A 23,711-nucleotide genomic window follows, 5' to 3' on the forward strand; every position below is an offset into this window, starting at 1 on the left:
CGCGGTCGCCGGCCCACGAGCCGCTGCGTCAGCCGAGGACGCCCGGGAACAGCACGACCCGTCTGATCACACGAAGTCCCCACGCCGTCTGGGTAGGACTACTCATCCGTGCCGGGACGCGCTCGGTCATCGTCGGAGCATGACCTCTCCCAGCAGCATGTTCGGCGGCGATCCGAGTACTGCCACGCTCGCGCGGATCTCGACCGAGTTCGACGCCATCGCGCGCCAGATGTCCACCGTGTCAGCCGAATTCGCAGAGCTACGGCGCATCGTCGCCGAGCCGCTCGAACCCGCCCGCGAGACGAGCACCGCCCCGCGACCCGCGCCCCGGACACCGACGCAGATACAGACACCGCCTCCCGGCTTCACTCCGCCGACCGTGACGGCGTGGGCCCCGCCGGCGCCACCGTTCTCACCACCCCATCGGCCCCCGGCCGCTCCCCCGAATCCGGCGGGCGCCGCGGTGTCACCGCAGATGCCTCGTCCGACGACCATGCCGTCGTACCGACCGCCCCGACCGTCGGCCGCCCCGCCGCCTCGACCACCCGCACCGTCGATGTCCGACCGTATCGGCGCGGCCGCCGAACGCGGGCTCATCGGCAAGATCCTCGCCACCGCCGGCGTCGGCGTGACGCTCATCGGTGTAGCGCTGCTCCTCGTCCTGGCCGCGCAGGCCGGAATCCTCCGTCCGGAATTCCGCGTCGCCGGCGGCGCGGTGCTCGCCACCGCACTCGTCGCCGGCGGAATGTGGCTGCGCGGCCGCACCGACGGTCGGATCGGTGCCATTGCGCTGACCGCCACGGGAATCGCAACCGGCTACCTCGATGTCCTCGCCGCGACGAAGATCTACGAGTGGCTACCGATCGTCCCGGGCCTCGGCGTCGCCGGCCTCGTCGCGGCGGGTGGTCTCGTGCTGGCCCACCGGTGGCGCAGCGAACACCTGGGCCTGTTGGTCGTGGTGCCACTCATCGTCCTGGCACCGGTCCTCGCCGGTGGATTGGACACGACCCTGATCGCGTTCATGGTGGTGCTCTGCGCCGCGTCGGCGTGGGTCCAGCTCGGTCGCGACTGGATCTGGCTGCACGCGGTGCGGCTGGCCGCCCCTACGATCCCGCTCACCTTGGTCGGCCTCTCCGGCCTCGCCGGATGGAGCGCGCCCGGGAGTTCCGACCCGGTCTTCGCGACAGCTGTCGTCGTGGTCGTCCTGCTGGCCGTCGGCGGCGCCCTGATAGCCATGCCCACCACGGCGTTTCCCGAACCGATGGCGGGCCTGGCGAGTGCGACCACCATCCCGGCACTGTTCGCGGGTTCGGCGATGCATCTGCCGGGCGCGGTCATCCTCCAGGCCTCCATCGCCCTCGCGCTCATCGGCACCGTGCTGATCGGTTCGGCGCTCTCGGGCACCCGCGCCCGGTTCGTCCCCGACACCGTCGCCCAGATCTGGTCCGCCACCGCACTTCTCCTGCTGTTCGTCGCGGTCCTCGAGACCTTTGACGGCACGGTGGCGGTCGCCGTACTGCTGGGACTGGCCACGGTGACCGGTCTCGTGGCACGGACGTGGTCGACGACCTCGCGTGTGCTTCTCGCCGGCAGCTCGGTCATCTGGGCGATCGGTTTCGCGGCCCTGCTCCACGCAGCGCCTCCGTACGTGCTCGCCGACGCCGACCTGATCGGACGCGATGCGAACCTGGAGATCGTTGTCGCGAGCCTGTTCGCGGCTGCTGGAGCGCTCGTCCTGGCTGCGGGCTGGGTGCGCCTCACCGACGAGGCGCTTTCTCGCGCAGCCCACATCGCCGCCGGGATGGTCGTCGTCTATGCGCTCACCGTGATCAGTGTGACCGCAGGTGTCCTCATCGGTGGGTCAGACGGGTTCCTGGCCGGACATGTTCTGGCGACCACCTGCTGGATGGTGCTCGCCGGCGCGGCGCTCGCATATGCCCGACGTCGCAGCGGCGTGGCACGCACCGCCGCGGTCACCGGAGGCCTTGTCCTCGTCGCCGCGGCGATCGCCAAGCTGTTCCTGTTCGACCTGGCCACCCTCGACGGCATCTTCCGCGTCATCGTGTTCATCGTGACCGGACTCATCCTCCTCGGACTGGGCGCCTGGTACGCACGCGCCCTGCAGGAGAATCCTTCGGAGCCGGATTCGGTGACAGCCGCCTGACCCTGTCGATGACGGACTAGGTGGTCGTACGAACCGGCGCGGCCACGTCGACCTCGGTCGTCGCATCGTGGGCGGGAGGTCGACGATCCGGGGCGGTCCGGACATGCGTCAGGTACAGCGTCAGCCCGACGAAGGTGAGTCCGCCGACGAGATTGCCGATCACCGTGGGGATCTCGTTCCACACGAGATAGTCGGCGATCGAGAAGTCGCCACCCATCATCAGACCCGACGGGAAGAGGAACATGTTGACGATCGAGTGCTCGAAGCCCATGTAGAAGAACAGCATGATCGGCATCCACATACCGATGACCTTGCCGGGCAACGACGTCGACATCATGGCGGCGACGACGCCGGTGGACACCATCCAGTTGCACAGCACACCGCGGATGAACAGCGTCAGCATGCCGGCCGCCCCGTGCTCGGCGTACCCGACGGTGCGGCTGTGCCCGATCTCGCCGAGCTGCTGCCCCACTTCGTCGGGTGCGACGCTGAACCCGTAGGTGAGGATGACCGCCATCATCACCGCGACCAGGATGGCGCCGAGGAAGTTCCCGACGAACACCAGGCCCCAGTTGCGCAGCATCGACCGGACGGTCACACCTCGACGTTTGTCGAGCAATGCCAGCGGCACCAGCGTGAACACGCCCGTGAGCAGGTCGAATCCCATCAGGTAGAGCAGGATGAACCCGACCGGGAACAGCACTGCCCCCAGCAGCGGCTCACCGGTTCGCACCGTGACCGTCACCGCGAACGCCGCGGCCAGAGCCAGGATCGCGCCGGCCATGAATGCTCTGATCAGCGTGTCGCGGGTGGACATGAACGCCTTCGACTCGCCGGCGTCGACCATCTTCACCGCGAATTCGGACGGTTTCACATAAGACATGTGGTTCTCCTCGAATTCCTCAGTTTGTCGGGCCCCATGGAACCGAGGTCACATGACCGTCCGGTGTCATCGACGAGTCGCCCTGTTACACCGACCTCACTCCCGCCACGTCGCGGTGTGAAATTCAGATGACGCCGGCCGCGCCGAACCACATGTCGTTCGTGTGAACACTGCCGAATGTTGCTGCGTCGACTTGGCACCGCGCGCGCCGATGGGCAATGTGGATGTGGTCCAACACTATCGATGGAGATGACGATGACCACCCCGATCATGCCGAAAGCCGATGCCGCAGAGCTGATCAACGCCGCACGGATACGCCAGGGACTCACCTGGGCGACGATCGCCGAGAAGATCGACGCCCCCCTGGTCTGGACCGTCGCGGCGTTGTTGGGCAAACACCCGGTCCCGGCCGCGAAAGCCACCGCCGTCGTGGAATTGCTGGGTCTCGGCGAAGGTGTCGCGGAGAGCCTGCGTCAGCAGCCCACACGTGTGGCCGACGATGCCGTGGCGAGCGATCCCACCATCTACCGCTTCCACGAGGCGATCGCCGTCTACGGGCCCGCGCTCAAAGAACTCATCCACGAGGAATTCGGTGACGGCATCATGAGCGCAATCAACTTCAAGATCGGTTTCGAACGCCGGCCGGACCCGAACGGCGACCGGGTGATCGTGACCTTCGACGGCAAGTTCCTCGACTACAACTGGTGAATGTCAGCCGTCAGCGATCGCAGCGCGAGCATCATCGAGGCGTACACGGCCGGTTCGGTGGGGTCGAAACCCAGAACCGTGCGGATACGCTCGATGCGCTGGTAGAGACTCTGCCTGCCGATGTGCAGCACCGCGGCCGACCGAGTCGCGCTGCACCCGTTCGACAGATGCACCGCCAGCGTCCGGACGAGATCGGACGACGAGCGTTCATCGTTGGACACCAGCGGTTCCACCAGTGACCGGAGCTCCGCGCGGACCGCGGGGTCGAGCATACGGACGGCATCGTCGGCGAGCAGTTCGCGAGAGGTGAACACCCGGCGATCCGTCCCGAGGCGAGCGGCGGTCGACGCCGCGAGACCGAGTTGTCGCCCGCACCGGCGCAGCGACTCGGAGAGGACGGCCGCCGTATCCGTGCCCGGCCCGAGATCGTCCAGGCGGCAGGGAGTTCCGACCACGACGGTGGCGCCTGGCAGCCGGTTGCCGCGTGGTACCAGTGACGACACCACTCGGTCGACCGGATCGGGGGTGCCCTGGCCGCCACCGGCCGGCACCGCGACCAATGCATACACCGTGGCGTCGACGATGCTGCGCGCCACCGAATCCAGCGCGGCCCCGGCGACCGCGGCATCGGCCATCCGCGGGTCGGGAGCTTCGGCTGCCAGGGGCACCACCACAGTGGGTCCCGCCACGGACACCCCCGCGCCGGCCAAACGTGTCCGCAGGTCCGCGGGCCGCATGGGCCTGCCGTCGACGAGATCTTCGACGAGCCGCGCGGCCAGGGCCGATCCGCGGACACCGGTACGGGTCAGGCCGACCGCCACGGGACCGGCAGCCGCGCGCAGCAGGCTCTCGGCGAACGGATTCGGGCCGGCGTCGGCACGCTCGCCCACGACCAGCCGCGCCATCGGACGCCCCTTGCTGAGGACCACGGCCTCGGCCACGGCCCGGTCGACGATCCGCCACGCCGCCGAGTCGTCGTCGACGCCGTGTGCGGACAGCAGCGCGTCGGAGGTGGACACGAGAACGACCGGGGCACCGAGGATCTCGGAGAGATGACCGAGCATGGGTGCGACGCCGGCACCCGCCGCCAGGTCGTCGTGTAGGGCGTCGACGAGCGTGGAGCGAAGACGCAGTTCGTCGACCTCACGCGCGGCGATCGAGGTGTTGACCGCGCGGCACACATCGATGAACGGGACCACTGCCCGCAACTCGATGATCGGCAGCCGGGCCACCGAGCCGGCCCTCACCATCTCCTCGGGCACTCTCTCGAACGTGCGGCCCACCTCGATCGCCACCGCCGCGACGCCACGCTGCGCGAGGTCCTGGACGTAGTGTTTGCGGGTTCCCGCGTCCAGCCCACGCAACCCGAGTCCCGTCGTCAGCAACAGCTCGCCACCGGTGAGCAGCGGTCCGATCTCGTAGATCTCGCTCGAGTGCACCCACCGCACCGGCGCGTCGAGGTGCTCGTGGCCGCTGAGAATCCGAGGCTCGGCCGCGGCCAGCTCGTTGTCGAGGATCTCTCGCAGCGTCGACGTGACGGTGTTCGTCGAGTGTCGGCCGGTTGTCATGAACCGAGACACTATGCACTGGCCACGTCCTCTGCAGGGCGACGATCTGTCAGTTGCGGCTGCCGATGCCGCACGGCACTCTCGACTGCATGACGCTCTCGCTCCCCGACCGCGCCGGTCTCGACCTCTCCGGGATGCTCGATGTCGCCTACCAGCAGGCACGTCAGGGCCTGGCCGAGGGCGGCATCCCGATCGGCGCGGCCCTCTTCGCCTCGGACGGCACCGTGCTCGGCGCGGGCCACAATCGGCGTGTGCAGGCCGACGACCCGTCGGCACACGGTGAGACGGATGCGTTCCGCGCCGCAGGGCGGCAGCAGGACTACGCCTCGACGATCATGGTGACGACCCTGTCACCGTGCTGGTACTGCTCGGGTCTCATCCGTCAGTTCGGCATCGGCACGGTGGTCATCGGCGAGCACACCTCCTTCTACGGCGGTGAGGACTGGCTGCGGGATCACGGGACCGAGGTCATCGTGCTCGACGACGAGCGATGCACGACGATGATGTCGTCGTACATCGCGGCGAATCCGGCGGTGTGGAACGAGGACATCGGGATCGCTCCCGCCGACGCGACGGAGCGAAAGGCATGACCGACAGCCCCGTCCTCACCGTCGACCTCAGCGAGTGGCACTCCGGAGGAGCTGCCGCACAACGGGTGTGCGCCGCCGTCGACGAGTCACTGCAACGCGCCGGGTTCCTCCTCGTCACCGGGCACGGGCTCGATCCCGAGTTGCCGCGGTCCCTTCGCGCGGCCGCCCGACGCTTCTTCGCTCTCCCCACCGACGTGAAGACCAAGTACTCCGTCGGCGTCGGCGGTCGCGGCTGGATCGGACCGGGCAAGGAGGCCAACGGCTTCTCCGAGGGCACCGAGACTCCGCCGGATCTCAAGGAATCGTTCACCTCCGGCGCGCAGACACCGGTGGGCACATCCGAGATCGACGAGTACTGGTTCGCTCCGGACGTGTGGCCGGACGAGACACCCGAACTCCGGGAACTGTTCACCGCGTGGACTTTTCAGATGAGGAAGCTGTCCGATGACCTGCTCGGGCTGATGGCCGCCGCGCTCGGCCTCGCCGGTGCGGACAACCCGTTCCGGAACCTCGCGTCGAACCCGACGTGGTCGTCCAACATCAACCACTACCCGCCGCTGCACGACGTCGGACATCCTGAACCCGGCCAGTTCCGCATCGGACCGCACACCGACTTCGGCACCGTCACCATTCTCGACCGTGAGCCGGGCGCCGGTGGGTTACAGGTCTGCAGCGAGCAGTCCGGCTGGGCCGACGCGCCATGGAACCCCGAGGCCCTGACCGTCAACATCGGCGACATCCTCGAATACTGGTCGGCCGGACGCTGGCCCGCGGGTCGGCACCGCGTCCTCCCACCGCAATCCGACGCACCGGCCGAGGACCTCGTCTCGCTGATCTTCTTCTACGAGCTCGACCACGACGCGCTCGTCTCTCCCCTCGCCCCGCCTGTCGGGCGCCGCGCCGGACTCGAGCCGGTGGTCTCGGGGGACTTCATCAGGCAGCGCCTGGACGCGATCACCGTCGGCTGAGACGTGCGCTCTGCTCCCTGAGGCACCCCAGGGAGCAGAGGCGTCGTCAGCGAGGCTCGGATCCGGTGACCAGCGGGAGCGATGGGTCGTTGGCCCAGGCGGTCATCGATCCGTCGTACACCGCGACATCGTCGCGACCGACGAGCGCGAGTGCATGGGCGATTCCGGTAGCCGCGATCCCGCCGCCGCAGTAGGTCACGACCTTGGTGTCCTCGGCCAGCAACCCGGCCGCCTCGAATTCCCGGCGCAATTCGTCGAGGGGTCGAAGATCGCCGGTCTCGGCGTTGCGGATCGAGAACACCGGCAGATTCACCGACCCGGGGATGTGACCCTGGCGCGCGTACGTGGTGGTTTCGCCGCGATAGGTCGCCTCGTCGAGGACGTTGACCAGCAGAGTCGACGGATCATCCAGCGACGCAGCGACATCGGCGGTCGACCGCAGGAGTTCGGGGCGGCGCGTCCCGCTGAAGCTGCGCGGAGTGGCGGTCGACTCGGCATCGGTCACCGGCTCACCGGCGGCCTTCCAGGCCTGCAGCCCGCCGTCGAGCACGGTTACGGCGTCGAATCCCTCGAGGCGCAGGTGCCACCAGAAACGCGTGGCCCAGAATCCCTCGAGCTGGTCGTAGACCACGACGGTGGCTCCGTCGCCGATGCCCAATGCCGAAGCCGCAGAGGCGAACTGTTCCGACGACGGGACCGTCCAGGGTTCGGCGCTCGCGGCGTCGGCGAAGTCGGTGAGCAGGTCGGCGAACACCGCGCCCGGGATGTGTTCCGCGCGATAGGACTCCGCACCCGACTGCGGGACGTACGGTCCCTCCTTCGGAATGGGGAGGTGGGTGGTCGCGTCGACGATGACCAGCGAGGGGTCATCCAGACGTTCCCGCAACCAGGCGACATCGACCAGGGCGGGCAGGGCAGGTGTACTCATCTGAACCTCTCGAGAAACGGGCAAAACACCCCGACTCCTCCGAGACTAGGTGTCCGTCGATGCCTCGGCACGGTGCCGAATCTCACCGAGCACGACGGTTGACGGACCGCCGCGCACGGGGCAGCGTGTGCCCGGTTGCGAGCACGTACTCACGGTCAGGCCCGCTCGCGCATCACCCCGACGTGACGGACCGTCCCCGAGATCCCGGGGATCTGCTTCACCGGCGTCCAGGTGCGCATTCCATCGGTGCTGTCGGAGTAGAGATATCGCCCGTTCCGGTAGGCGTCGAGGTACATGCGCCAGGCACCGTTCGGAAGCTGGACGACCGCCGGCCCTTCGACGAGGAGACCCCAGTTGCCCGGCGGCACGAAGCGGTAGGGCCCCAGCAACGACGTCGCGACCCCGTGCTGGATGAACTTCTTCGTCTCGTTCTTGGTGAACGCGTGGTAGGTCGGGCCGACCTTGATGACCGTGGTGTCGATGTGATCCGCACCGATGCTCAACAACGGGACGGGCGGGCTCCAGATACGCAACCCGGGATCGAGCGCCGTCATCACATAGGGGACGAAGCCACCCCCGGTGGACATCGACAGGATCACGCTGACCCGGCCACCCTCGACGAACCACTCGGGAGCCCAGGCCTTGGTCGTGAAGGGCGACAACGAGGGACCGTCGCTCGAACCCGCCGACCCGGAGGAGCCGGGCCCGCTCGACGAGCCGAGACCCCGGCCGTCACCCGTGCCCGGAAGGAACGCACAGCACAGCGGCACCGGCCAGTTGTACAGGAAGCTCCAGTTCACGCGGTCGCGGCTGCGCGCGAAACCGATGCTGGCCCCGTCGGCGGTCGTATACGTCACGTAGTACCAGCCGTCGGTGTGCCGGAAGATGCTCGCGTCTCGGACGTACCCCGTCGGCGGCCGATAGGCGGACTTGCGCACCATGCGGTACTCGAGGCCGTCGGTGGACTCGTACACATCCATGTCGCGCGCACTCGAATTGCTGAACGCCACCATCGTGTAACGCCAGCCCGAAGGGGCGGCGTCGCTGCCCGCCGGTGTCGGGACGAGCAGTCCGGCCACCGACAACAACACCACGGTCACGGCGGAGAGGACGGTTCGTCTGGAAAGAGTCACCGGTGCAGTATCGACGACGATCGGCACGCGATGTGCAACTTTCGCCCGGACGGTGACACGCGTCCGCCGCGACGCCATCGCCGCACGGACCACCAGTGCGAATCCGTGCGGCCGGCGAGGATCACGGAGTCCGCTGGAGACCCCGGCGTTTCTAGCTGCCGTTGGCGTACAGCGCCAGGAGCGGACCGATGAACGCGAACAGGACGGTGAGACCGATATCAGACGAGGACACTGAACACCTTTCGACATGAGCGGACTTCGACGGCCGGTGAACCGGACTGCTCACCGACCAGATCACACACTCCCATGGCCGAGTGTCGTTTGTCAGGCAAATGAGCCACAAACCCGTTCCCGCGCAGTGTGATTGAGCGATACCGAACGGCCGGTCGTCTCAGTCAGGCGTCCAAGTCGGTCCGTCGCCTCGACGCCCGCAATCGCCTGTCGAGATCGGCCATCAGACGCGTGGATCGCGACGCCCCACCGCGCGGTTCCGGGTATCGGCACAACACGTCGACGAGTTCGGGCGGCGTCCGTCTACACACGGCCTCGATCGCTTCGTCGCCTACACCGGGGTCGTTGCCGCTCTCGAGTTCGGCGATGAGCGCCCGGTTCGTCGGCGCCCGCAAGATGTGCCCGACCTGGTGCGCTTTCGCAATCGGGTGCAGATAGGCGGCCGCCGCGGCGTCGCCGGCGGCTTGTGCGGCCAGTCGCGCGACTTCCGACGGCGCATCCTTCGCAGCCCGGTGCGCCGCAAACGCCGAAGTCCGCTGCAGCGCGGATCTCTGTGCACCGCCGACGAATTCCCGCGCCGCCTCGATGGCTGCGCGCGGCCGCTCATCACCGGGCAGCGCTCGCTCGAAGACCGGCAGTACTTCTGCAGCCCACTCCGTGGCATAACGCACGACGACGCGCAGGTCGTCGTCGGTCAACTCGAAGTCTGCCATCGGCCGAACGCTAGCAGCCTCACCGAGCGCCGGCCCGCGCGCGCCGGCCCGTCGGATCAGGCGGGAGATCCGCTGTGCGCAGGTCAGAAACACCTGAGAGTCCGCGTCGAGCTTGTCAGGAAATCCGCAGGATATCTGTAGCCCTGTTCACATGAGCCCCGGGCATCGTGGTGCCGTGAACACGCCCCAGACCCCCATGCCGCAGACCCCCGACCATGATCCGATCACCGAACCCTTTGTGCCGCCCCGCGGACCGGCGCAACCTCCGGGTCCCTGGTTGGTGAATCAGCACATCACCCCGCCGCCCACGTCGCCCCTGCCCACGCCGGCGATGCCACCGGTGTCGCGTCCACGCGCCGGGGTGACCAAGCCGATCATCGTGACCGCGTTGCTTGCCGGGCTACTCGGTGGCGCCGTCGGCATCGGGGGCAGTGCGCTGCTCGGGCACGACGCCGCCTCGGTTCCGGTCCTCAGCTCGCAGTCGGCCGCGGCGGCCAATGTCGCGGACGCGCAACCCGGTTCGGTGACCTATGCCGCGAGCGTGGCGTCGAAGTCGACGGCCGACATCAAGGTGCAGACCGCGAACGGCACCTCCGTGGGCAGCGGGATCGTCCTGTCCCCCGACGGATATGTGCTGACCAATCATCACGTCGTCGCAGGCGCCGGTTCCGGGAGCACGATCGTCGTCACCACCGGCGACGGTCACCAGCACAAGGCGACCGTCACCGGGACCTCCCCGTCGTACGACCTGGCAGTGATCAAGCTCGAGGGAGCATCCGGACTCACCCCGGCAGCGCTCGGCGACTCGGACGCGCTGAAGGTGGGCCAGCAGGTGGTGGCCGTCGGCAGCCCCGACAGCCTGTCCAACACGGTGACCTCCGGCATCGTCAGCGCGCTGTCGCGCACGGTGACCGCCGGGGACGGGAGCGGTTCGTCGCTCACCGTGTACAACGGCCTGCAGACCGACACCCCGATCAACCCGGGCAATTCCGGTGGGCCACTGGTGAATCTGCAGGGACAGGTCATCGCGGTCAACTCGGCGGTGGACACCGGCCAGGCCGCGTCCGGCGGTCCGCAGTCCTTCGGGCTGGGATTCGCCATCCCGATCAACACCGCCAAGCGCATCGCGAATCAGCTGTTGCAGGATGGCGAGGCGACCAAACCGGTTCTGGGCGTGTCGGGTTCGCTGTCGGCCGGCGACCAGACGGAGGGCGCAACGGTGTCATCGGTGCAGCAGGGCGGCCCCGCCGCGGCTGCGGGAATCCGGCAGGGCGACGTCATCACCAAGATCGGGGACACCACCGTCGCCGATTACGCCGACCTCATGGCGCAGATCCTCACCCACAAGCCCGGTGAGACCGTACCGGTGACCATCGGTTCGGGCTCCGATGCCCGCACGGTCGAGGTGAAGCTGGGCAGTGCCGTCGACAAGCAGGAGACGACGGTGCCGGAGTCCGGAAGCGGATCGGGCGGCTCTCCGTTGCCGTTCGGCGGCAACCCCTTCGGCCGGATCCCGTGACGTCAGCTCGGTGAGAGTTGCTGGGCGAGCATGACGATGATGTCGCTGGGGCCGCGCACGTAGGTGAGTTTGTACAGGTCCTCGTAGGTGGCGACGCCGCGCAACGGATGACACCCGTGCCGCGCCGCCACTTCGAGGGCTGCGTCGATGTCGTCGACCGAAAACGCGACGCGATGCATCCCGATGTCGTTGGGCTGGGTGGGCCGGGTCTCGACGGCCTCCGGGTGGATGTACTCGAAGAGTTCTAGGCGCCCGTGCCCGTCCGGGGTCTGCAGCATGGCGATCTTCGCGTGATTGCCGTCGAGCCCGACGGCGGTGTCGGTCCACTCCCCGCTCACGGTGTCCCGGCCGATGACGTCGAGACCCAGGTCGGTGAAGAAGGCGATCGCGGCGTCGAGGTCGCGCACGGCGATGGCGACGTTCTCGAGTTTGATGGGCATGACCGCCACGCTAGTGGGCGCCCCCGACGAATACGACCTGTCCGGTCTTTGGGCATCAGTTGAATGTGAGACGGGGAGCCAATGGCGCGTGAATTCAGCATTAGGTATCGCTGAGCGATACCTAATGCTGAACGTTCAGCCGCGGTACTTGGTGAGCAGCTCCTGCGGGAGGTGGCACGCGCTCTCCGGGAACCGCGCGAGCCGGTCCTGGTGCTCGTCGGCGCTACGGACATAGTTCGTCAGCGGGAGCACTTCGACGGCGATGCGATCCGCGTCGTCGCGCGCACCGATGAAGGCTCGCGCCTGTTCGAGGTGCTCTGGCCTGTCGGAGTACACGCCGGTGCGATACTTCTCGCCGACGTCGGGACCCTGTCGATTCACGCTGTACGGATCGATGATCTCGAACAGGTACGCCATGAGCTGCTCGACGCTCACGAGGTTCGGATCGAACTGGGTCCGCACGCATTCGGCGTATCCGTCGTACTCACCGTCGAGGGTGAGGGTCGTGCCGTTGGCCCGGCCGGCCTCGGTGAACGTCACGCCCGGCAACGTCGCAACGAACGCCTGCACGCCCCAGAGGCATCCGCCGGCGAGGTAGAGCTCTTCGTTCGGCGCGACGGAACTCATCGTTCGATCAGACGTTGAACCGGAACTCGACGACGTCGCCGTCTTTCATGACGTAGTCCTTGCCCTCCATACGGACCTTGCCGGCGGACTTGGCAGCGGCCATCGATCCGGCGGCGTCGAGGTCGTCGAAGGAGACGATCTCGGCCTTGATGAAGCCCTTCTCGAAGTCGGTGTGGATGACACCGGCCGCCTTGGGGGCGGTGTCGCCCTGGTGGATGGTCCAGGCCCGCGATTCCTTCGGACCGGCCGTGAGATAGGTCTGCAGACCGAGTGTGTGAAAACCGGCCCGCGCCAACGATGTCAGGCCCGGCTCGTCCTGGCCGATGGAGTCCAGCAGTTCCTGCGCGTCCTCCTCGTCGAGTTCGAGGAGTTCGCTCTCCACCTTGGCGTCGAGGAACACCGCATCGGCCGGTGCGACGGCCGCACGCAGTTCTGCCTTCTTCGCGTCGTCGGTCAGCACGCCCTCGTCGGAGTTGAAGACGTAGAGGAACGGCTTCGCGGTCATCAGGTGCAGCTCGCGCACCGACGCCAGGTCGAACGAGTCCTTTTGCGAGAACAGCGTTTTTCCGCTGTCGAGGAGCTCCTGCGCCTTCTTCGCGGCCGCCAGGGTCTCGGCCAGGTCCTTGTTCTTGCGCGCGTCCTTCTCCAGGCGCGGGATGGCTTTCTCCAGGGTCTGCATGTCGGCCAGGATCAGCTCGGTCTCGATGACCTCGATGTCGGCGAAGGGGTCGACGCGACCGTCGACGTGGACGACGTCGCCGTCGTCGAAGACCCGAACCACCTGGCAGATGGCGTCGGCCTCACGGATGTTGGCCAGGAATTGGTTGCCCATGCCCTCGCCCTCCGATGCGCCCTTGACGATGCCGGCGATGTCGACGAAGGACACCGTGGCGGGCAGGATCCGCTCGCTGCCGAAGATCTCCGAGAGACGATCGAGCCGACGGTCCGGCAGTTCGACCACGCCGACGTTGGGCTCGATGGTCGCGAACGGATAGTTCGCCGCAAGCACGTCGTTACGGGTCAGGGCGTTGAACAGGGTCGACTTACCGACGTTGGGCAGACCGACGATTCCCAGGGTGAGACTCACGGGCGCCCAGTCTATCGGCAGGCGGTGCGGAGTCCGCCGGGGCGTGGCTTCGGGCGCCTCAGTCGCGGTCGAGCAACCCCTTCACCGGGTTCGGCGGATCCGTGGGCGGGTCCTTGTCCGGGACGCCGACCTGCGTCGTCACCGGGGTGTTCGTCGGTGGCAACGATTCGCCGGCCCGCTCGGCGATCTGCTCGTTCAGGTAGCGCAGGACGACGGCCAAAGAGGCCACCGCAGGCACCGCGAGGAACGCGCCGGTGATTCCGAACAGCGTGCCGCCGAGCGTCACCGACAGGAGCACGATCACCGCGTGCAGATCCATGGACTTGGACTGCAGCCACGGCTGCAGCACGTTGCCCTCGAGCTGCTGCACCGCGAGGATGATGCCGAGCACGATGAGCGCGGTGGTCAGCCCGTTGGACACCAAGGCGATCAAGACCGCGAGGGCCCCGGCGACGAATGCACCGACGATGGGGATGAACCCGCCGAGGAAGGTGATGACCACCAGCACACCGGCGAGCGGGACACCCAGGATGAACAGGCCCAGACCGATGAGCGCGGCGTCGACGAAGCTGACGATCGCCTGCGTCCGGATGAAGCCCCCGAGGCTGTTCCACATGCGCGTCAGCACCTCGCCGAGGTGATTGCCGGAGGGCTTGCCGACGGTGCGGTCGAGCCACGGCACGAACTTCGGGCCGTCCTTGAGGAAGAAGAACACCAGCACGAGCGCCGTGAACATCGTGATGAGGACCGAGGTGGCGGTGCCGACGCCGCTGAACACGCCGGCCGCGATCGTCGAGGCGCTCGACTGGAGCCGGCCGGTGATCGTGTCGACCATGTTGTCGAGCTGCTTGTCGTCGAAGTTCAGCGGCGGACCCTGCACCCATTCCTGCAGACGTTCCACACCATCGGTGGCACGACTTGCCAGTTCGGGAGCCTGATCCACGACCGACGGCACGATCAGCCCGACCACCCCGCCGAGGACCCCGAGTCCGACCAGCATCATCAACAGCGACGCCCCCGCGGCCGGGACCCCGTGGTTGCGCATCCACCGGACGGGCGGCCACAGGATGGTGCACACGATGATGGCCAGCAAGATCGGAAGCAGGATCACCCAGAACTTGCCCAGCAGCCAGAAGAGCACCCAGGTCGCGGCGGCGACCAGCACGATCTGGAGCCCGACCGTCGCGCTCGAGCGCAGGCCCGACATCATCACCTGGGCGCGAGTCGGGTATGACTTCTCCCCGCCGCCGAGCACCGCGTCGCCGCCGAGGACGGCATCGGCACCGAGCTTGCTGGTCTCTTGTCTCGCGTCGGCGGACGTGTCGTCCGCGCGCTTGTCGTCCGAGCTGTCGGTCACCCGAGGATCCTCACACATCGCGGTGACAAAGCGACATCGACGCGGCGACGATCGGCCGAACATGCGATCGGCCGACGACGCGATCAGCGGCGGCGGAGCTTTCGCCCGAGGAAACGGACCAGCGAGTTGATCGCCTCGAGTTCCGCGTCGACGTGATTGAAGACGGCCGGGCAGTCCCCGCCCTCGCCGGCCCCCCCGCCCGATCGCGGTGGGCAGTCGTCGTCAGCCGACGAGAGTGCGTGCTCGGTACATCGCGGCGACGTCTCGACCGGCGGAGCCACGACGCCGAGTTCAGCCTCCTCGGCGCAGACACGCCTGATCGTCTCGGGGCCGTAGAGGCCCATCATCATCTCCAGCCCCCATGCGGGGAGTCCGGTGAGTGGAAGGTCGTCGTGCCGGCTTCGTCGGCGGCCATCGAACCGGGTCGTCATGGCGCCATGGTGCCACAAAGATGTTACCCAGATCACAGTTTTGGCCCGCTCGGTGGGACGGATGCTGTCGTGTCCGAATCCCGCCAGACCGCGTCGCCGCCGGGTGACACAGTGAACGGGTGACCACAGGCACCGCAGCAGAACCCGACACCGGAGGTGGCGCGCCGGACTTCGACCGGTGCTACCGCGCCGTACAGGCCCGCGACGCCCGTTTCGACGGACAGTTCTTCGTCACGGTCCGCACCACCGGAATCTATTGCCGGCCGTCGTGCCCGGCCCAGACGCCCCGGCCGGGCAACGTCGCGTTCGTTCTCACCGCCGCGGCCGCCCAGCAGCAGGGGTTCCGCGCCTGCCGGCGTTGCGCACCCGATGCTGTGCCCGGGTCCCCGCTGTGGAACATCAACGCCGACATGTCGGCTCGCGCGATGCGGCTCATCGCCGACGGTGTGGTCGAACGCGAAGGCGTCGAGGGTCTCGCCACGCGCCTGCGGTACTCGCCCCGACATCTCACCCGGGTGCTGACCCGGCATCTGGGCGCCGGGCCGCTCGCGCTCGCGAGGGCACACCGCGCCACCAACGCCCGCGTGCTCATCCAGTGCACGACAATGCCGATGACCGACATCGCATTCGCCGCCGGGTTCGCGAGCGTCCGCCAGTTCAACGACACCGTCCGCGCGGTCTTCGGACTGACCCCGACCGAACTCCGTCGACTTCCCAGCCGGAAGAGAAATCCGAACGACGACAACGATTCCGCCCCGGGGAGCGTCACCCTGCGCCTGCCGTTCCGCGCGCCGTACCGATGGCCGTGGATGCGGTGGTTCCTGCACGCACACGCCGCCGCGGGCGTCGAATCGGTCGTCGACGCCCCGGGCAGCCCACATGGCTGGCGCTATCGGCGGGTCCTCGCACTACCGCACGGCCCGGCCTCGGCGGAGGTGGAACCGCGAGAAGACCACGCCGTCGTCTCGCTCCGCGGACTCGACATGCGCGATCTCGGTGTAGCGGTCAATCGGATACGTCGTCTGCTCGACCTCGACGCCGACATCACCGCCGTCCAGGACGCGCTCGCCGCCGACGACACGATGCGACGACTTCTCGACCGGGCGAGCGGGCTCCGGGCGCCCGGCAGTCTGGACCCGGCCGAGACCATCATCCGGACCATGCTCGGTCAGCAGGTCAGCCTCGCCGCCGCCCGCAACCAGATCGACCGTCTCGTCGACGTCCTCGGTGAACCCGTCGGCGACTCGCTCGCCGTCGCATCCGAAGCATCGACGGCAGATGACGATCCACCGTCGAAGTCCTTTCCGACGCCGAGCGTCATCGCCGCCCGCGGACACGAGGTCCTGCGCGGGCCGAGGCGCCGGGTCGACGCCGTGATCGCCGTCGCCGAAGCGCTCGCCGAAGGTCAGATGGAACCGCATGTGGGGGTCGATGCGTCTGATCTTCGTGCCCAGCTTCTCGAATTGCCCGGGATCGGCCCCTGGACCGCCGACATCGTCACGATGCGGGTCACCGGCGATCCCGACGTCCTGCTCACGAACGACCTCGTCTTGGTCCGCGCGGCCGCCGACCTCGGAATCGATCTGCGGGACACCGGGCACTGGGCACCGTGGCGCTCGTACGCGACCATGCACCTCTGGCGACACCGACTCGACGCCGCCGGACAGGTCGTGTGACGAGCAGACTTCCGACGACCGCGTCGCGGTTCGGTCTCCGTACCGATGACGACCTCACCGATCCCCGCCGTACCGATTCCCCAGCCGTACCGATCTCTCAGGAGTGACATGTCCGCACCGACCACCACCCCCGACACCACCGGCTCCATAGCGAGCGGCACCGAACCAGCCGACGCCGAACCCGCCGGCACCGTCCCGGCCGGTCACGAAACCAACGGTCCCACAACGACAATCGGCATCCATGCCACCGTATCCACACCCAACGGTCCGTTCACGGTCGTCGCCGACTCCGACCACAACGTCCTGGCGTCGGGGTGGACCGACGACCCCGCCTACCTGACGGCACTCGTCCACCGCGCTCTCCGGCCGGGATCACTACAGCCATCGGCCGAGCTGGGCGAGATCACCGACGCGGTGTCGGCCTACTACGCCGGCGATCTCGCCGCACCGTCGCGCATTCCCGTCGTCCAACGCTCCGGAGGGGTGTTCCTGGGCCCGGCCTGGGACGCCCTGCGCAAGGTCGAGGCCGGACACCCCGTGACCTACACGCGCTTCGCCGAACTGGCCGGGCAGCCGGCGGCGGTCCGGGCCGCGGCCGCGGCCTGCGCCCGCAACGCGGCCGCGCTCTTCGTGCCGTGCCACCGGGTGAAGCGCAGCGACGGCACCCTCGGCGGTTTCCGGTACGGCCTGCCCACGAAGCAGTGGCTGCTCGACTTCGAGGCAGGGGCAAGCGACGCTTCGGACGGGCACTAGCCGGCACTCGACCCCGACGGTCTGACCGAACTTGTCGGGGGTGTCCGACACCATCGACGACATGACTGCTGCTGCGCTCTCCCTCGTCGTCGGCCTCGTCCTGGGCATCGCGCTGGGTTGGTGGGCGCACGCCGCCCGCAGCGCCGCCACCGTGTCCGCCGCTCGCGCCGAGGTGGAGATGCTGCGCGCCGGCCGCGAGGACGTCGCGTCCTCGCTGTCGTGGGCAACCGAGGACGCGGCCCGGCGGCAGTCGTCGGCGATCAGCAGTTCGGTCGCCCACATCGTCGAGCCGTTGCGCGCCAACCTGGCGCAACTCGCCGACGAACTGCGCAGGGTCGAGAACAACCGGATCGGCGCCTACGCGGGCCTGACCGAGCAGGTGCGCGGAATCCACTCGGCATCGGTCGCGCTGAACGATCAGACCCGGCAGCTCGCCAACGCGTTGCACAGTCCCCACGCACGCGGCCGGTGGGGGGAGGTCCAGCTCGAGCGTGTGGTCGAGCTCGCCGGTATGACCAAACACTGCGACTTCAGCACACAGGTGTCGGTCACCGACACGTCCGGCGCCAACGGTTCGGGGAACGGCCGGGGTTCCACCACACTGCGCCCGGACCTCGTCGTCCATCTCGCCGGCGGCCGCGACATCATCGTCGACGCCAAGGTGCCCCTCGACGCCTACCTGCGTTCGGCCGAGGCGACTGACTCCTCCACTCGCGACAGACTCATCGGCGAGCATGCCCGCGCATTACGCGCCCACATCGCACGACTGTCCGCCAAGTCCTACTGGTCCGCCTTCGACAACACGCCGGAGATGGTGGTGCTGTTCCTGCCCGGCGACGTCGTCCTCGAAGCCGCTGCGCGCACCGATCCCGATCTGCTCGAGTTCGGCTTCGCCCGCAACGTGGTCATCGCCACCCCGACCACCCTCATCGCCCTGCTGCGCACCGTCGCGCTCGGCTGGCGTCACGACGCGATGGCCCGCGACGCCGCGGTCATCCACGACCTCGGTCTGCAACTCCACCAGCGGCTCGCCGGCGTCCTCGGTCATCTCGGCTCACTCGGCACGTCCCTGCAGCGGACGGTCGACGCCTACAACTCGACGATCGGTTCGGTCGACAGCCGGCTGGGCGTCACCGCCCGCCGTCTGGCCGAGCTCGACGCCCTGGGCGACGTCCCCGAGGCCCCGCGACCTCCAGTGATCCACGACACCTGCCGCGCCGCGGGGTCGGTGGTCACACCTGGGACGACGACGGAGCCGGCACCGACGCCACGGCCCGGGGGTGGAACGAATTCCGTCGACGAACCGGTACCGTGACCATGTGCCTTCCCCGCAACGTCTCCAAACCGCGGTACCGCTGGACCAGCAGTCGGTACTGCCCGCGGTCCGCGGTGTGCCGTGGTGGGGCGCCGTTCTCCTGGGTACCGGGATCACGGGCCTCGGCGCGGCCATCGACGCCGGCAGCAACGATTCGCTCGGGTCGATCTACAAGTTCTGCTACCTCGTCGGCTGTGTGATCGCCGCGCTGGCCGTCCGCCGCCGGGCGCTGTTCACCGCCGCCGCGCAGCCCCCGCTCATCGCGTTCTTCGTCAGTATCGTCACCCTCTACGGCCTCAACTCCGAGCAGGCGTCGTCGGGTCTGAAGAGCTTGATCTTCAACGTCCTGCTGCCGATCGCCGCAGACTTCCCGTGGATGTTGACGACGTTCCTGGTGACGCTGGCGCTCGTGCTGGCCCGGTGGTTCCTCACCCGCGACCCCGCCGAGTCCACGAACCGTAGGACCCCGAACCGCGACAGGTCGGGCCGCAACCCGACCTCCAAGGCCGCGACCACCAAGGCCACGACCGACAGCGGCTCCGACAGTCAACGCCGACGCGCGACATCGCATCGCCGTGCCAAGGGAGCCGGATCTGCCGGATCGGCCGCCGATGCCCCGCCGGCGTCGCCCGCCGACAAGACCCGATCCGCCGAGCAGGGCGCGCCGTCCGCTCCCCCGGCGGAGTCGCCCGCCTCGAGGACCACCCGCGCACCGAAACCGCAGGCCCCGAAGACCCAGGCCGCTCCGGGCAGCCGTCGCAAGCCCCGCACCAACGGCGCCCCCGACCGGCCGTCTCCGACCTCTCGCTCGGCGGGTGCTTCCCGTTCCGCGTCGGGCACACAGCGACCGACGGTCGCCGATCTCGCGGCGCCCGACCTCACCCCGTCGGACGCCTCGCCCGCCCCACCGCGCCGCTCGGACATCCCCACGTACGAGTCGGCCACCGACACGCCCCCGGCCGGGGTCGGCGACACCCGGTCCTGAGGTCTCAGCTCTCGACGTTGAGTTCCAGCCATCGCCCCAGGCGACGGGCCGCGGCGTCGACGAGATCGGGCCACTCCATCGCACCCTCGTCGGCGTTGTCGGTGACCGCCTTGACCAGTCGGCAGGGCACGCCGAACTCGGTGCTCACATGCGCGACCGCGCACCCTTCCATGTCGACGAGGTGTGCGTGCCGCGCGAGTTCTCGTCGACGAACCGGATCGGCGACAAAGGTGTCACCGGAGGCCAGCACGGTGCCGTCGCCGCCGGGAAGCTCCCAGCGATCGGTCATCTCATAACCCATCGCCCGTAGCTCGGTGCTGCTGATGTCGTGCTCGAGCACTGCCGACGGCAGGAAGAGGCCCAGCTCGGCGTCGCCGGTGACGCCGTCGCGCAGGGCACCGGCCGTACCGATGTTGATGACCTCGGTGACCGGTGGGCCGCCGGCCAGCTCCCGGCTCAGAGCCATCGTCGCCCGCACCTTGCCGATACCGGTCACGAGCACCCGCGTGCCGGGTGGCACATGTCTGGCCTCGGCACGCGTCGCCGAGACGACGAGGACACCCTGCAAGGGACCACCGGTACGACTCACGCCGTCGATTATCGCGTGCGTCATCCACGCGCGAGCGCCGAGGATGCCCGCGCCGCCCGGCCCAGCGATGACCCGTATCCGGGACCGTGGCCCGCGGCGTGCACGGCGAGCGGATGCAGTTGATGGACCTCGACGCGGTCCTGCCAGCCGGACACGAGCGGGTGGGCGTCCCGGTACCCGTCGACGATCGCGTCGAGGTGCGGACACCCGAACAGCGCGAGCATCGCGAGATCGGTCTCCCGATGAGCGCCGTGCGCGGCCGGATCGATCATCACGACACCATCGGGAGTCCACATCACGTTGCCGTTCCAGAGATCGCCGTGGATCCGCGCGGGCCCCTCGTCGTCGTCGAACACGCCGCCGGCGATCAGCTCACACGCGTCGCGGACTGCGTCCTCGTCGGCGGCGGTCAGGTTTCCGGCCTCGCGGGCGGGAACCAGATAGGGTTCCACCCGTTCACGGGCGTAGAACTCGCCCCACGACTCGTATTCGACGGAGCTGAGCGCCCGCCGACCGATGAAGAGCTGGCCGGAAAACGGCGTTCCCGCCGAATCGGCAGGCGGAGAACCGAAGTGCGGAGCGCCGGCGTCGTGCATCCGAGCGAGCGCGGCCCCGAAGTCCCGCGCGGCCGCGCGCGTCGGACGTCCGGGTTCGAGGCGTTCCAGCTCGATGGTGTCCTCACCGGCCGAGATCACCCCTACGACAGGTGCTCCCGCCTCGGCGAGCCAGCGCAGTCCGGCGGCCTCGGCCGCGAAGAAGTCCGGATGACCGCCCGGCGGACCACTGTCACGCAGCGTCTTGACGAAGGTCGGGGTCACGGGCTCACCGGGGCGAATGCTCGTCGGCCGCCTTCGCCTCGAGGCTCCTGGCGCTGACCCGGGCGAGCCGGTCGAAACGATCGTTGGCCACCCGCATGGCGATCTCATAGGGCAGTGCGAACTTTCGCGCCCACCAGTATCCGAAGCGGATGTCGAACGAGGTGTAGACCATGAAGCGGTTCTTGCGGACACCCTTCAGGATCGCCGCCGCCGCGACGTCCGGCGACACCGCGACTTTGTGGAAACCGTTGATGGCGGCCTTGACCCGGGGATTCTCGCGGTCGAGGCCGACGATCTCGACGGAGTCCACCAGCGGTGTGTCGACCCCGCCCGGGCACACGAGGGAAACACCGATCCCGTGGCGCCGCAGGTCGAATCGCAACACCTCGGACACGCCGCGCAGACCGAACTTGCTGGCGCTGTAGGCGGCGTGCCACGGCAGGGCAAGCAGGCCGGCGGCCGACGACACATTGACGATGTGACCGCCGCGGCCTCGCCGGATCATCTGCGGTACAAAGCTTTCGATGATGTGGATCGGTCCCATCAGGTTCACGTCGACCAGCTTTCGCCAGTGGCGGTGTTCCAGGTTCTCCACCGTCCCCCACGCCGAGATGCCGGCGATGTTCATCACCACATCCATGACCCCGACCTCGGCGTCGACCTGGCGGGCGAAGCCGGCCACCCAGTCGAAATCCGAGACGTCGCCCGCGACGTGATAGAGAACCGTTCCGTCAGCCGCGGTGATGGACGCGACGACCTCGTCGAGCTGGTCGGCGTGCAGGTCGGTGAGCACGAGTTCGGCGCCCCGGGCGGCGGCGGCCTGCGCCGTCGCCCTGCCTATTCCGCTCGCCGCGCCCGTGATGAGGACCTTGCGGCCGCGCAGCGACGGCACCGGGGTGTCCATGAACAGCAGCTCTCTGAGACCCATGACGCGAGGTTAGCCGTCCGCCACGGCGGACCTCAGCCGATCGGCGGATCGGCAGGTCGGGCCCGCCTTCGCGGGACCCGACCCCGCACACTCAGCCGATCGGCAGCTTCCCGTCGAACAGTCCGTAGACGATGGTCAGCATCGCCTTGAGCACCTGCGCGGACACGTCTTGCCCCTGAGTCATCAGCAACCGTGCCACCGCTTCGGGATCCTCGGTGGCGAGAAGCTGCTCGACGAACGGGATCACCGAGGACAGTCCACTCGCGTCGTCGGTCGGCGTCGACGGCGCCGGGCCGGCTCCGGTCGCGGCGTTCCCGTTGACGTAGTTGAGGATTCCGTCGGTGATGGCCATGGCGTACTTGACGTGGCCCTCGCGCGCGGCGAGTGCCCTGGCCTCCCCCGGGTTGGCCAGGTTGCCCATCTCGATGAACACCGCAGGCACCTTGGTCAGGTTCACCGCCGCGATGTCGGAGCGGGTCTGGATGCCGTCACGGACGCCGGCGTAGTTGGCCGACGGGAACCCGGCCTTGACGAAGGCGTCCCGCATCGTCGTCGAGGCGTTGCGTCCCTCGCCCGACTGCACGCGATCGACAGTGGGGTCCGGCACCGGGAGCGACGGCACGATCATGTGGAAGCCCTTCTTGGACTCGTCGGCTCCCCGCGCGGTCGAGTCGGCGTGCAGACTGACCGCGACCGCGGCGCCGGAACGGCTGGCCGCCGCGGCCCGTTCGTCCACACACCCGCCCCACCCGGTGTCGTCCGGGCGACTCAGGACCACCCGGGCCCCCTGACTCTCGAGACCTGCTTTGACGAGCTGCCCGATCTGCCAGTTGACGGTGTGCTCCCGGGCGCCGTTGACGCCGGTGGCACCGCTGGTCTGGCAGTCCTTCTTGCCGCCGCGCCCGTCGGGCACCTGCGCCCTCAGGTCGTGGCCGGCCGCCGAGGCCTGGTGGCCCGGGTCGAGGAAGACCGTCTTGCCCGCAAGGGCCGTCCCGCGTGCGGGGGCCGCATCGGCGGCGGGCGCAACCAGGTTCGAGGCGACCACCGTCGACGTGGCGGCGGCCACCGCGAACGCGATGGTGGTCAGGCGTTGTGTCGTCGTCTTTCGGAACATGCTCTGTCGAGGCCGTGACGCACGCAGATGCGTGATCACTTACCTCACTCCCTCCCATTGAGTACCACTGGTCACACTGGTCACAGACTTAACAGTGAAACAAATGAACCGGGGAATCCGAAATGGTCGTCCTGGCACAACCGGTTTTCGTTAGGGAGATGTGACTTACGCATCGGCGTGTACGTG

24 protein-coding genes are annotated in these 23,711 nt (G+C 68.5%); 9 read left to right on the forward strand and 15 right to left on the reverse strand.

Annotated features, from left to right (window positions below; all coding sequences use genetic code 11):
* Positions 1-126 precede the first annotated feature (126 nt).
* Positions 127-597 (reverse strand): hypothetical protein, encoded by a 471-nt coding sequence (locus AC3B5T_RS24475; RefSeq protein WP_055476625.1) that lies wholly within the window; start codon positions 595-597, stop codon positions 127-129.
* On the opposite strand from AC3B5T_RS24475, the gene AC3B5T_RS24480 reads away from it, so the two are divergent.
* A complete protein-coding gene (locus AC3B5T_RS24480) occupies positions 557-2,164 on the forward strand; it encodes a DUF2339 domain-containing protein (RefSeq protein ID WP_488358036.1) in 1,608 nt (535 codons plus the stop codon). The genes AC3B5T_RS24475 and AC3B5T_RS24480 overlap by 41 nt on opposite strands.
* A gap of 16 nt (positions 2,165-2,180) precedes the next feature.
* Here the strand turns inward: AC3B5T_RS24480 and AC3B5T_RS24485 are convergent, their stop codons facing one another.
* Positions 2,181-3,047, reverse strand: coding sequence for a formate/nitrite transporter family protein (locus AC3B5T_RS24485; RefSeq protein ID WP_488358037.1), 867 nt, complete (start codon positions 3,045-3,047; stop codon positions 2,181-2,183).
* 255 nt (positions 3,048-3,302) lie between these two features.
* Here AC3B5T_RS24485 and cynS point away from each other — a divergent pair, with 255 nt between their 5' ends.
* Positions 3,303-3,755, forward strand: a complete 453-nt coding sequence (cynS, locus tag AC3B5T_RS24490; protein ID WP_035717743.1) for a cyanase — start codon at positions 3,303-3,305, stop codon at positions 3,753-3,755.
* Here the strand turns inward: cynS and AC3B5T_RS24495 are convergent.
* Positions 3,743-5,323, reverse strand: coding sequence for a PucR family transcriptional regulator (locus AC3B5T_RS24495; RefSeq protein WP_488358038.1), 1,581 nt, complete (start codon positions 5,321-5,323; stop codon positions 3,743-3,745). The genes cynS and AC3B5T_RS24495 overlap by 13 nt on opposite strands.
* 89 nt (positions 5,324-5,412) lie before the next feature.
* Between AC3B5T_RS24495 and AC3B5T_RS24500 the strand changes: the two genes are divergently transcribed.
* Positions 5,413-5,913, forward strand: coding sequence for a nucleoside deaminase (locus AC3B5T_RS24500; RefSeq protein WP_035717744.1), 501 nt, complete (start codon positions 5,413-5,415; stop codon positions 5,911-5,913).
* Positions 5,910-6,881: an isopenicillin N synthase family dioxygenase gene (locus tag AC3B5T_RS24505; RefSeq protein ID WP_488358039.1), complete on the forward strand. Its 972-nt coding sequence runs from the start codon at positions 5,910-5,912 to the stop codon at positions 6,879-6,881. The genes AC3B5T_RS24500 and AC3B5T_RS24505 overlap by 4 nt, the downstream gene beginning before the upstream one ends.
* 46 nt (positions 6,882-6,927) lie before the next feature.
* Here AC3B5T_RS24505 and AC3B5T_RS24510 read toward each other — a convergent pair whose 3' ends face one another.
* The 3 genes from AC3B5T_RS24510 to AC3B5T_RS24520 form a co-directional block, all read right to left on the reverse strand.
* Positions 6,928-7,809 carry a sulfurtransferase gene (locus AC3B5T_RS24510; protein ID WP_488358040.1) on the reverse strand — a complete coding sequence of 294 codons (882 nt, stop codon included), beginning with the start codon at positions 7,807-7,809 and terminating at the stop codon, positions 6,928-6,930.
* 155 nt (positions 7,810-7,964) lie between these two features.
* Positions 7,965-9,020, reverse strand: a complete 1,056-nt coding sequence (locus AC3B5T_RS24515) for a glycoside hydrolase family protein (protein WP_488358041.1) — start codon at positions 9,018-9,020, stop codon at positions 7,965-7,967.
* Positions 9,021-9,337: 317 nt separating this feature from the next.
* Positions 9,338-9,886 carry a putative immunity protein gene (locus AC3B5T_RS24520; RefSeq protein WP_488358042.1) on the reverse strand — a complete coding sequence of 183 codons (549 nt, stop codon included), beginning with the start codon at positions 9,884-9,886 and terminating at the stop codon, positions 9,338-9,340.
* A gap of 151 nt (positions 9,887-10,037) precedes the next feature.
* On the opposite strand from AC3B5T_RS24520, the gene AC3B5T_RS24525 reads away from it, so the two are divergent.
* Positions 10,038-11,405, forward strand: a complete 1,368-nt coding sequence (locus AC3B5T_RS24525) for a S1C family serine protease (RefSeq protein ID WP_488358043.1) — start codon at positions 10,038-10,040, stop codon at positions 11,403-11,405.
* Positions 11,406-11,407: 2 nt separating this feature from the next.
* Here the strand turns inward: AC3B5T_RS24525 and AC3B5T_RS24530 are convergent, their stop codons facing one another.
* From AC3B5T_RS24530 to AC3B5T_RS24550, 5 genes are all read right to left on the reverse strand, one after another.
* On the reverse strand, positions 11,408-11,845 hold the full coding sequence (locus AC3B5T_RS24530; protein WP_010843409.1) for a VOC family protein: 438 nt from the start codon (positions 11,843-11,845) through the stop codon (positions 11,408-11,410).
* Between the two features lie 135 nt (positions 11,846-11,980).
* Complete coding sequence (locus AC3B5T_RS24535) at positions 11,981-12,472, reverse strand: peptide-methionine (S)-S-oxide reductase (RefSeq protein WP_055476633.1); 492 nt, start codon at positions 12,470-12,472, stop codon at positions 11,981-11,983.
* A gap of 7 nt (positions 12,473-12,479) precedes the next feature.
* A complete protein-coding gene (ychF, locus tag AC3B5T_RS24540) occupies positions 12,480-13,559 on the reverse strand; it encodes a redox-regulated ATPase YchF (protein ID WP_014927642.1) in 1,080 nt (359 codons plus the stop codon).
* A 58-nt stretch (positions 13,560-13,617) separates the two neighbouring features.
* Positions 13,618-14,916 (reverse strand): AI-2E family transporter, encoded by a 1,299-nt coding sequence (locus AC3B5T_RS24545; RefSeq protein WP_010843413.1) that lies wholly within the window; start codon positions 14,914-14,916, stop codon positions 13,618-13,620.
* An 83-nt stretch (positions 14,917-14,999) separates the two neighbouring features.
* Complete coding sequence (locus AC3B5T_RS24550) at positions 15,000-15,347, reverse strand: hypothetical protein (protein WP_488358044.1); 348 nt, start codon at positions 15,345-15,347, stop codon at positions 15,000-15,002.
* 119 nt (positions 15,348-15,466) lie between these two features.
* Between AC3B5T_RS24550 and AC3B5T_RS24555 the strand changes: the two genes are divergently transcribed.
* The 4 genes from AC3B5T_RS24555 to AC3B5T_RS24570 all read left to right on the forward strand — a co-directional run bounded on the left by AC3B5T_RS24555 (position 15,467) and on the right by AC3B5T_RS24570 (position 20,076).
* Positions 15,467-17,023, forward strand: a complete 1,557-nt coding sequence (locus AC3B5T_RS24555; RefSeq protein WP_488358045.1) for a DNA-3-methyladenine glycosylase 2 family protein — start codon at positions 15,467-15,469, stop codon at positions 17,021-17,023.
* A gap of 108 nt (positions 17,024-17,131) precedes the next feature.
* Entirely contained in the window at positions 17,132-17,776 is a 645-nt protein-coding gene (locus AC3B5T_RS24560; protein ID WP_488358046.1) for a methylated-DNA--[protein]-cysteine S-methyltransferase, read from the forward strand.
* A 61-nt stretch (positions 17,777-17,837) separates the two neighbouring features.
* Positions 17,838-19,091: a DNA recombination protein RmuC gene (locus AC3B5T_RS24565; protein WP_488358047.1), complete on the forward strand. Its 1,254-nt coding sequence runs from the start codon at positions 17,838-17,840 to the stop codon at positions 19,089-19,091.
* A 4-nt stretch (positions 19,092-19,095) separates the two neighbouring features.
* Positions 19,096-20,076, forward strand: a complete 981-nt coding sequence (locus AC3B5T_RS24570) for a DUF6542 domain-containing protein (RefSeq protein ID WP_488358049.1) — start codon at positions 19,096-19,098, stop codon at positions 20,074-20,076.
* A 4-nt stretch (positions 20,077-20,080) separates the two neighbouring features.
* On the opposite strand, the gene AC3B5T_RS24575 is transcribed toward AC3B5T_RS24570, so the two are convergent.
* The 4 genes from AC3B5T_RS24575 to AC3B5T_RS24590 all read right to left on the reverse strand — a co-directional run bounded on the left by AC3B5T_RS24575 (position 20,081) and on the right by AC3B5T_RS24590 (position 23,525).
* Positions 20,081-20,689, reverse strand: coding sequence for a nucleosidase (locus tag AC3B5T_RS24575; RefSeq protein ID WP_488358050.1), 609 nt, complete (start codon positions 20,687-20,689; stop codon positions 20,081-20,083).
* Positions 20,686-21,483: a fructosamine kinase family protein gene (locus AC3B5T_RS24580; protein ID WP_488358051.1), complete on the reverse strand. Its 798-nt coding sequence runs from the start codon at positions 21,481-21,483 to the stop codon at positions 20,686-20,688. The genes AC3B5T_RS24575 and AC3B5T_RS24580 overlap by 4 nt, the downstream gene beginning before the upstream one ends.
* A 4-nt stretch (positions 21,484-21,487) precedes the next feature.
* Positions 21,488-22,411, reverse strand: coding sequence for an SDR family oxidoreductase (locus AC3B5T_RS24585; RefSeq protein ID WP_488358052.1), 924 nt, complete (start codon positions 22,409-22,411; stop codon positions 21,488-21,490).
* A gap of 91 nt (positions 22,412-22,502) precedes the next feature.
* Positions 22,503-23,525 carry an N-acetylmuramoyl-L-alanine amidase gene (locus AC3B5T_RS24590; RefSeq protein WP_488358053.1) on the reverse strand — a complete coding sequence of 341 codons (1,023 nt, stop codon included), beginning with the start codon at positions 23,523-23,525 and terminating at the stop codon, positions 22,503-22,505.
* Positions 23,526-23,711: the final 186 nt, after the last annotated feature.

Source organism: Gordonia sp. G4, from assembly GCF_057770005.1.

Excerpts from the sequence above, each read along its gene's own strand:
- AC3B5T_RS24480 (WP_488358036.1), top strand. The coding sequence starts at position 557 with ATGTCCGACCGTATCGGCGCGGCCGCCGAACGCGGGCTCATCGGCAAG.
- AC3B5T_RS24475 (WP_055476625.1), bottom strand. The coding sequence starts at position 597 with ATGAGCCCGCGTTCGGCGGCCGCGCCGATACGGTCGGACATCGACGGT.
- AC3B5T_RS24485 (WP_488358037.1), bottom strand. The coding sequence starts at position 3,047 with ATGTCTTATGTGAAACCGTCCGAATTCGCGGTGAAGATGGTCGACGCC.
- cynS (WP_035717743.1), top strand. The coding sequence starts at position 3,303 with ATGACCACCCCGATCATGCCGAAAGCCGATGCCGCAGAGCTGATCAAC.
- AC3B5T_RS24495 (WP_488358038.1), bottom strand. The coding sequence starts at position 5,323 with ATGACAACCGGCCGACACTCGACGAACACCGTCACGTCGACGCTGCGA.
- AC3B5T_RS24500 (WP_035717744.1), top strand. The coding sequence starts at position 5,413 with ATGACGCTCTCGCTCCCCGACCGCGCCGGTCTCGACCTCTCCGGGATG.
- AC3B5T_RS24505 (WP_488358039.1), top strand. The coding sequence starts at position 5,910 with ATGACCGACAGCCCCGTCCTCACCGTCGACCTCAGCGAGTGGCACTCC.
- AC3B5T_RS24510 (WP_488358040.1), bottom strand. The coding sequence starts at position 7,809 with ATGAGTACACCTGCCCTGCCCGCCCTGGTCGATGTCGCCTGGTTGCGG.
- AC3B5T_RS24515 (WP_488358041.1), bottom strand. The coding sequence starts at position 9,020 with ATGGCGTCGCGGCGGACGCGTGTCACCGTCCGGGCGAAAGTTGCACAT.
- AC3B5T_RS24520 (WP_488358042.1), bottom strand. The coding sequence starts at position 9,886 with ATGGCAGACTTCGAGTTGACCGACGACGACCTGCGCGTCGTCGTGCGT.
- AC3B5T_RS24525 (WP_488358043.1), top strand. The coding sequence starts at position 10,038 with ATGAGCCCCGGGCATCGTGGTGCCGTGAACACGCCCCAGACCCCCATG.
- AC3B5T_RS24530 (WP_010843409.1), bottom strand. The coding sequence starts at position 11,845 with ATGCCCATCAAACTCGAGAACGTCGCCATCGCCGTGCGCGACCTCGAC.
- AC3B5T_RS24535 (WP_055476633.1), bottom strand. The coding sequence starts at position 12,472 with ATGAGTTCCGTCGCGCCGAACGAAGAGCTCTACCTCGCCGGCGGATGC.
- AC3B5T_RS24550 (WP_488358044.1), bottom strand. The coding sequence starts at position 15,347 with ATGACGACCCGGTTCGATGGCCGCCGACGAAGCCGGCACGACGACCTT.
- AC3B5T_RS24560 (WP_488358046.1), top strand. The coding sequence starts at position 17,132 with ATGTCCGCACCGACCACCACCCCCGACACCACCGGCTCCATAGCGAGC.
- AC3B5T_RS24565 (WP_488358047.1), top strand. The coding sequence starts at position 17,838 with ATGACTGCTGCTGCGCTCTCCCTCGTCGTCGGCCTCGTCCTGGGCATC.
- AC3B5T_RS24575 (WP_488358050.1), bottom strand. The coding sequence starts at position 20,689 with ATGACGCACGCGATAATCGACGGCGTGAGTCGTACCGGTGGTCCCTTG.
- AC3B5T_RS24585 (WP_488358052.1), bottom strand. The coding sequence starts at position 22,411 with ATGGGTCTCAGAGAGCTGCTGTTCATGGACACCCCGGTGCCGTCGCTG.
- AC3B5T_RS24590 (WP_488358053.1), bottom strand. The coding sequence starts at position 23,525 with ATGTTCCGAAAGACGACGACACAACGCCTGACCACCATCGCGTTCGCG.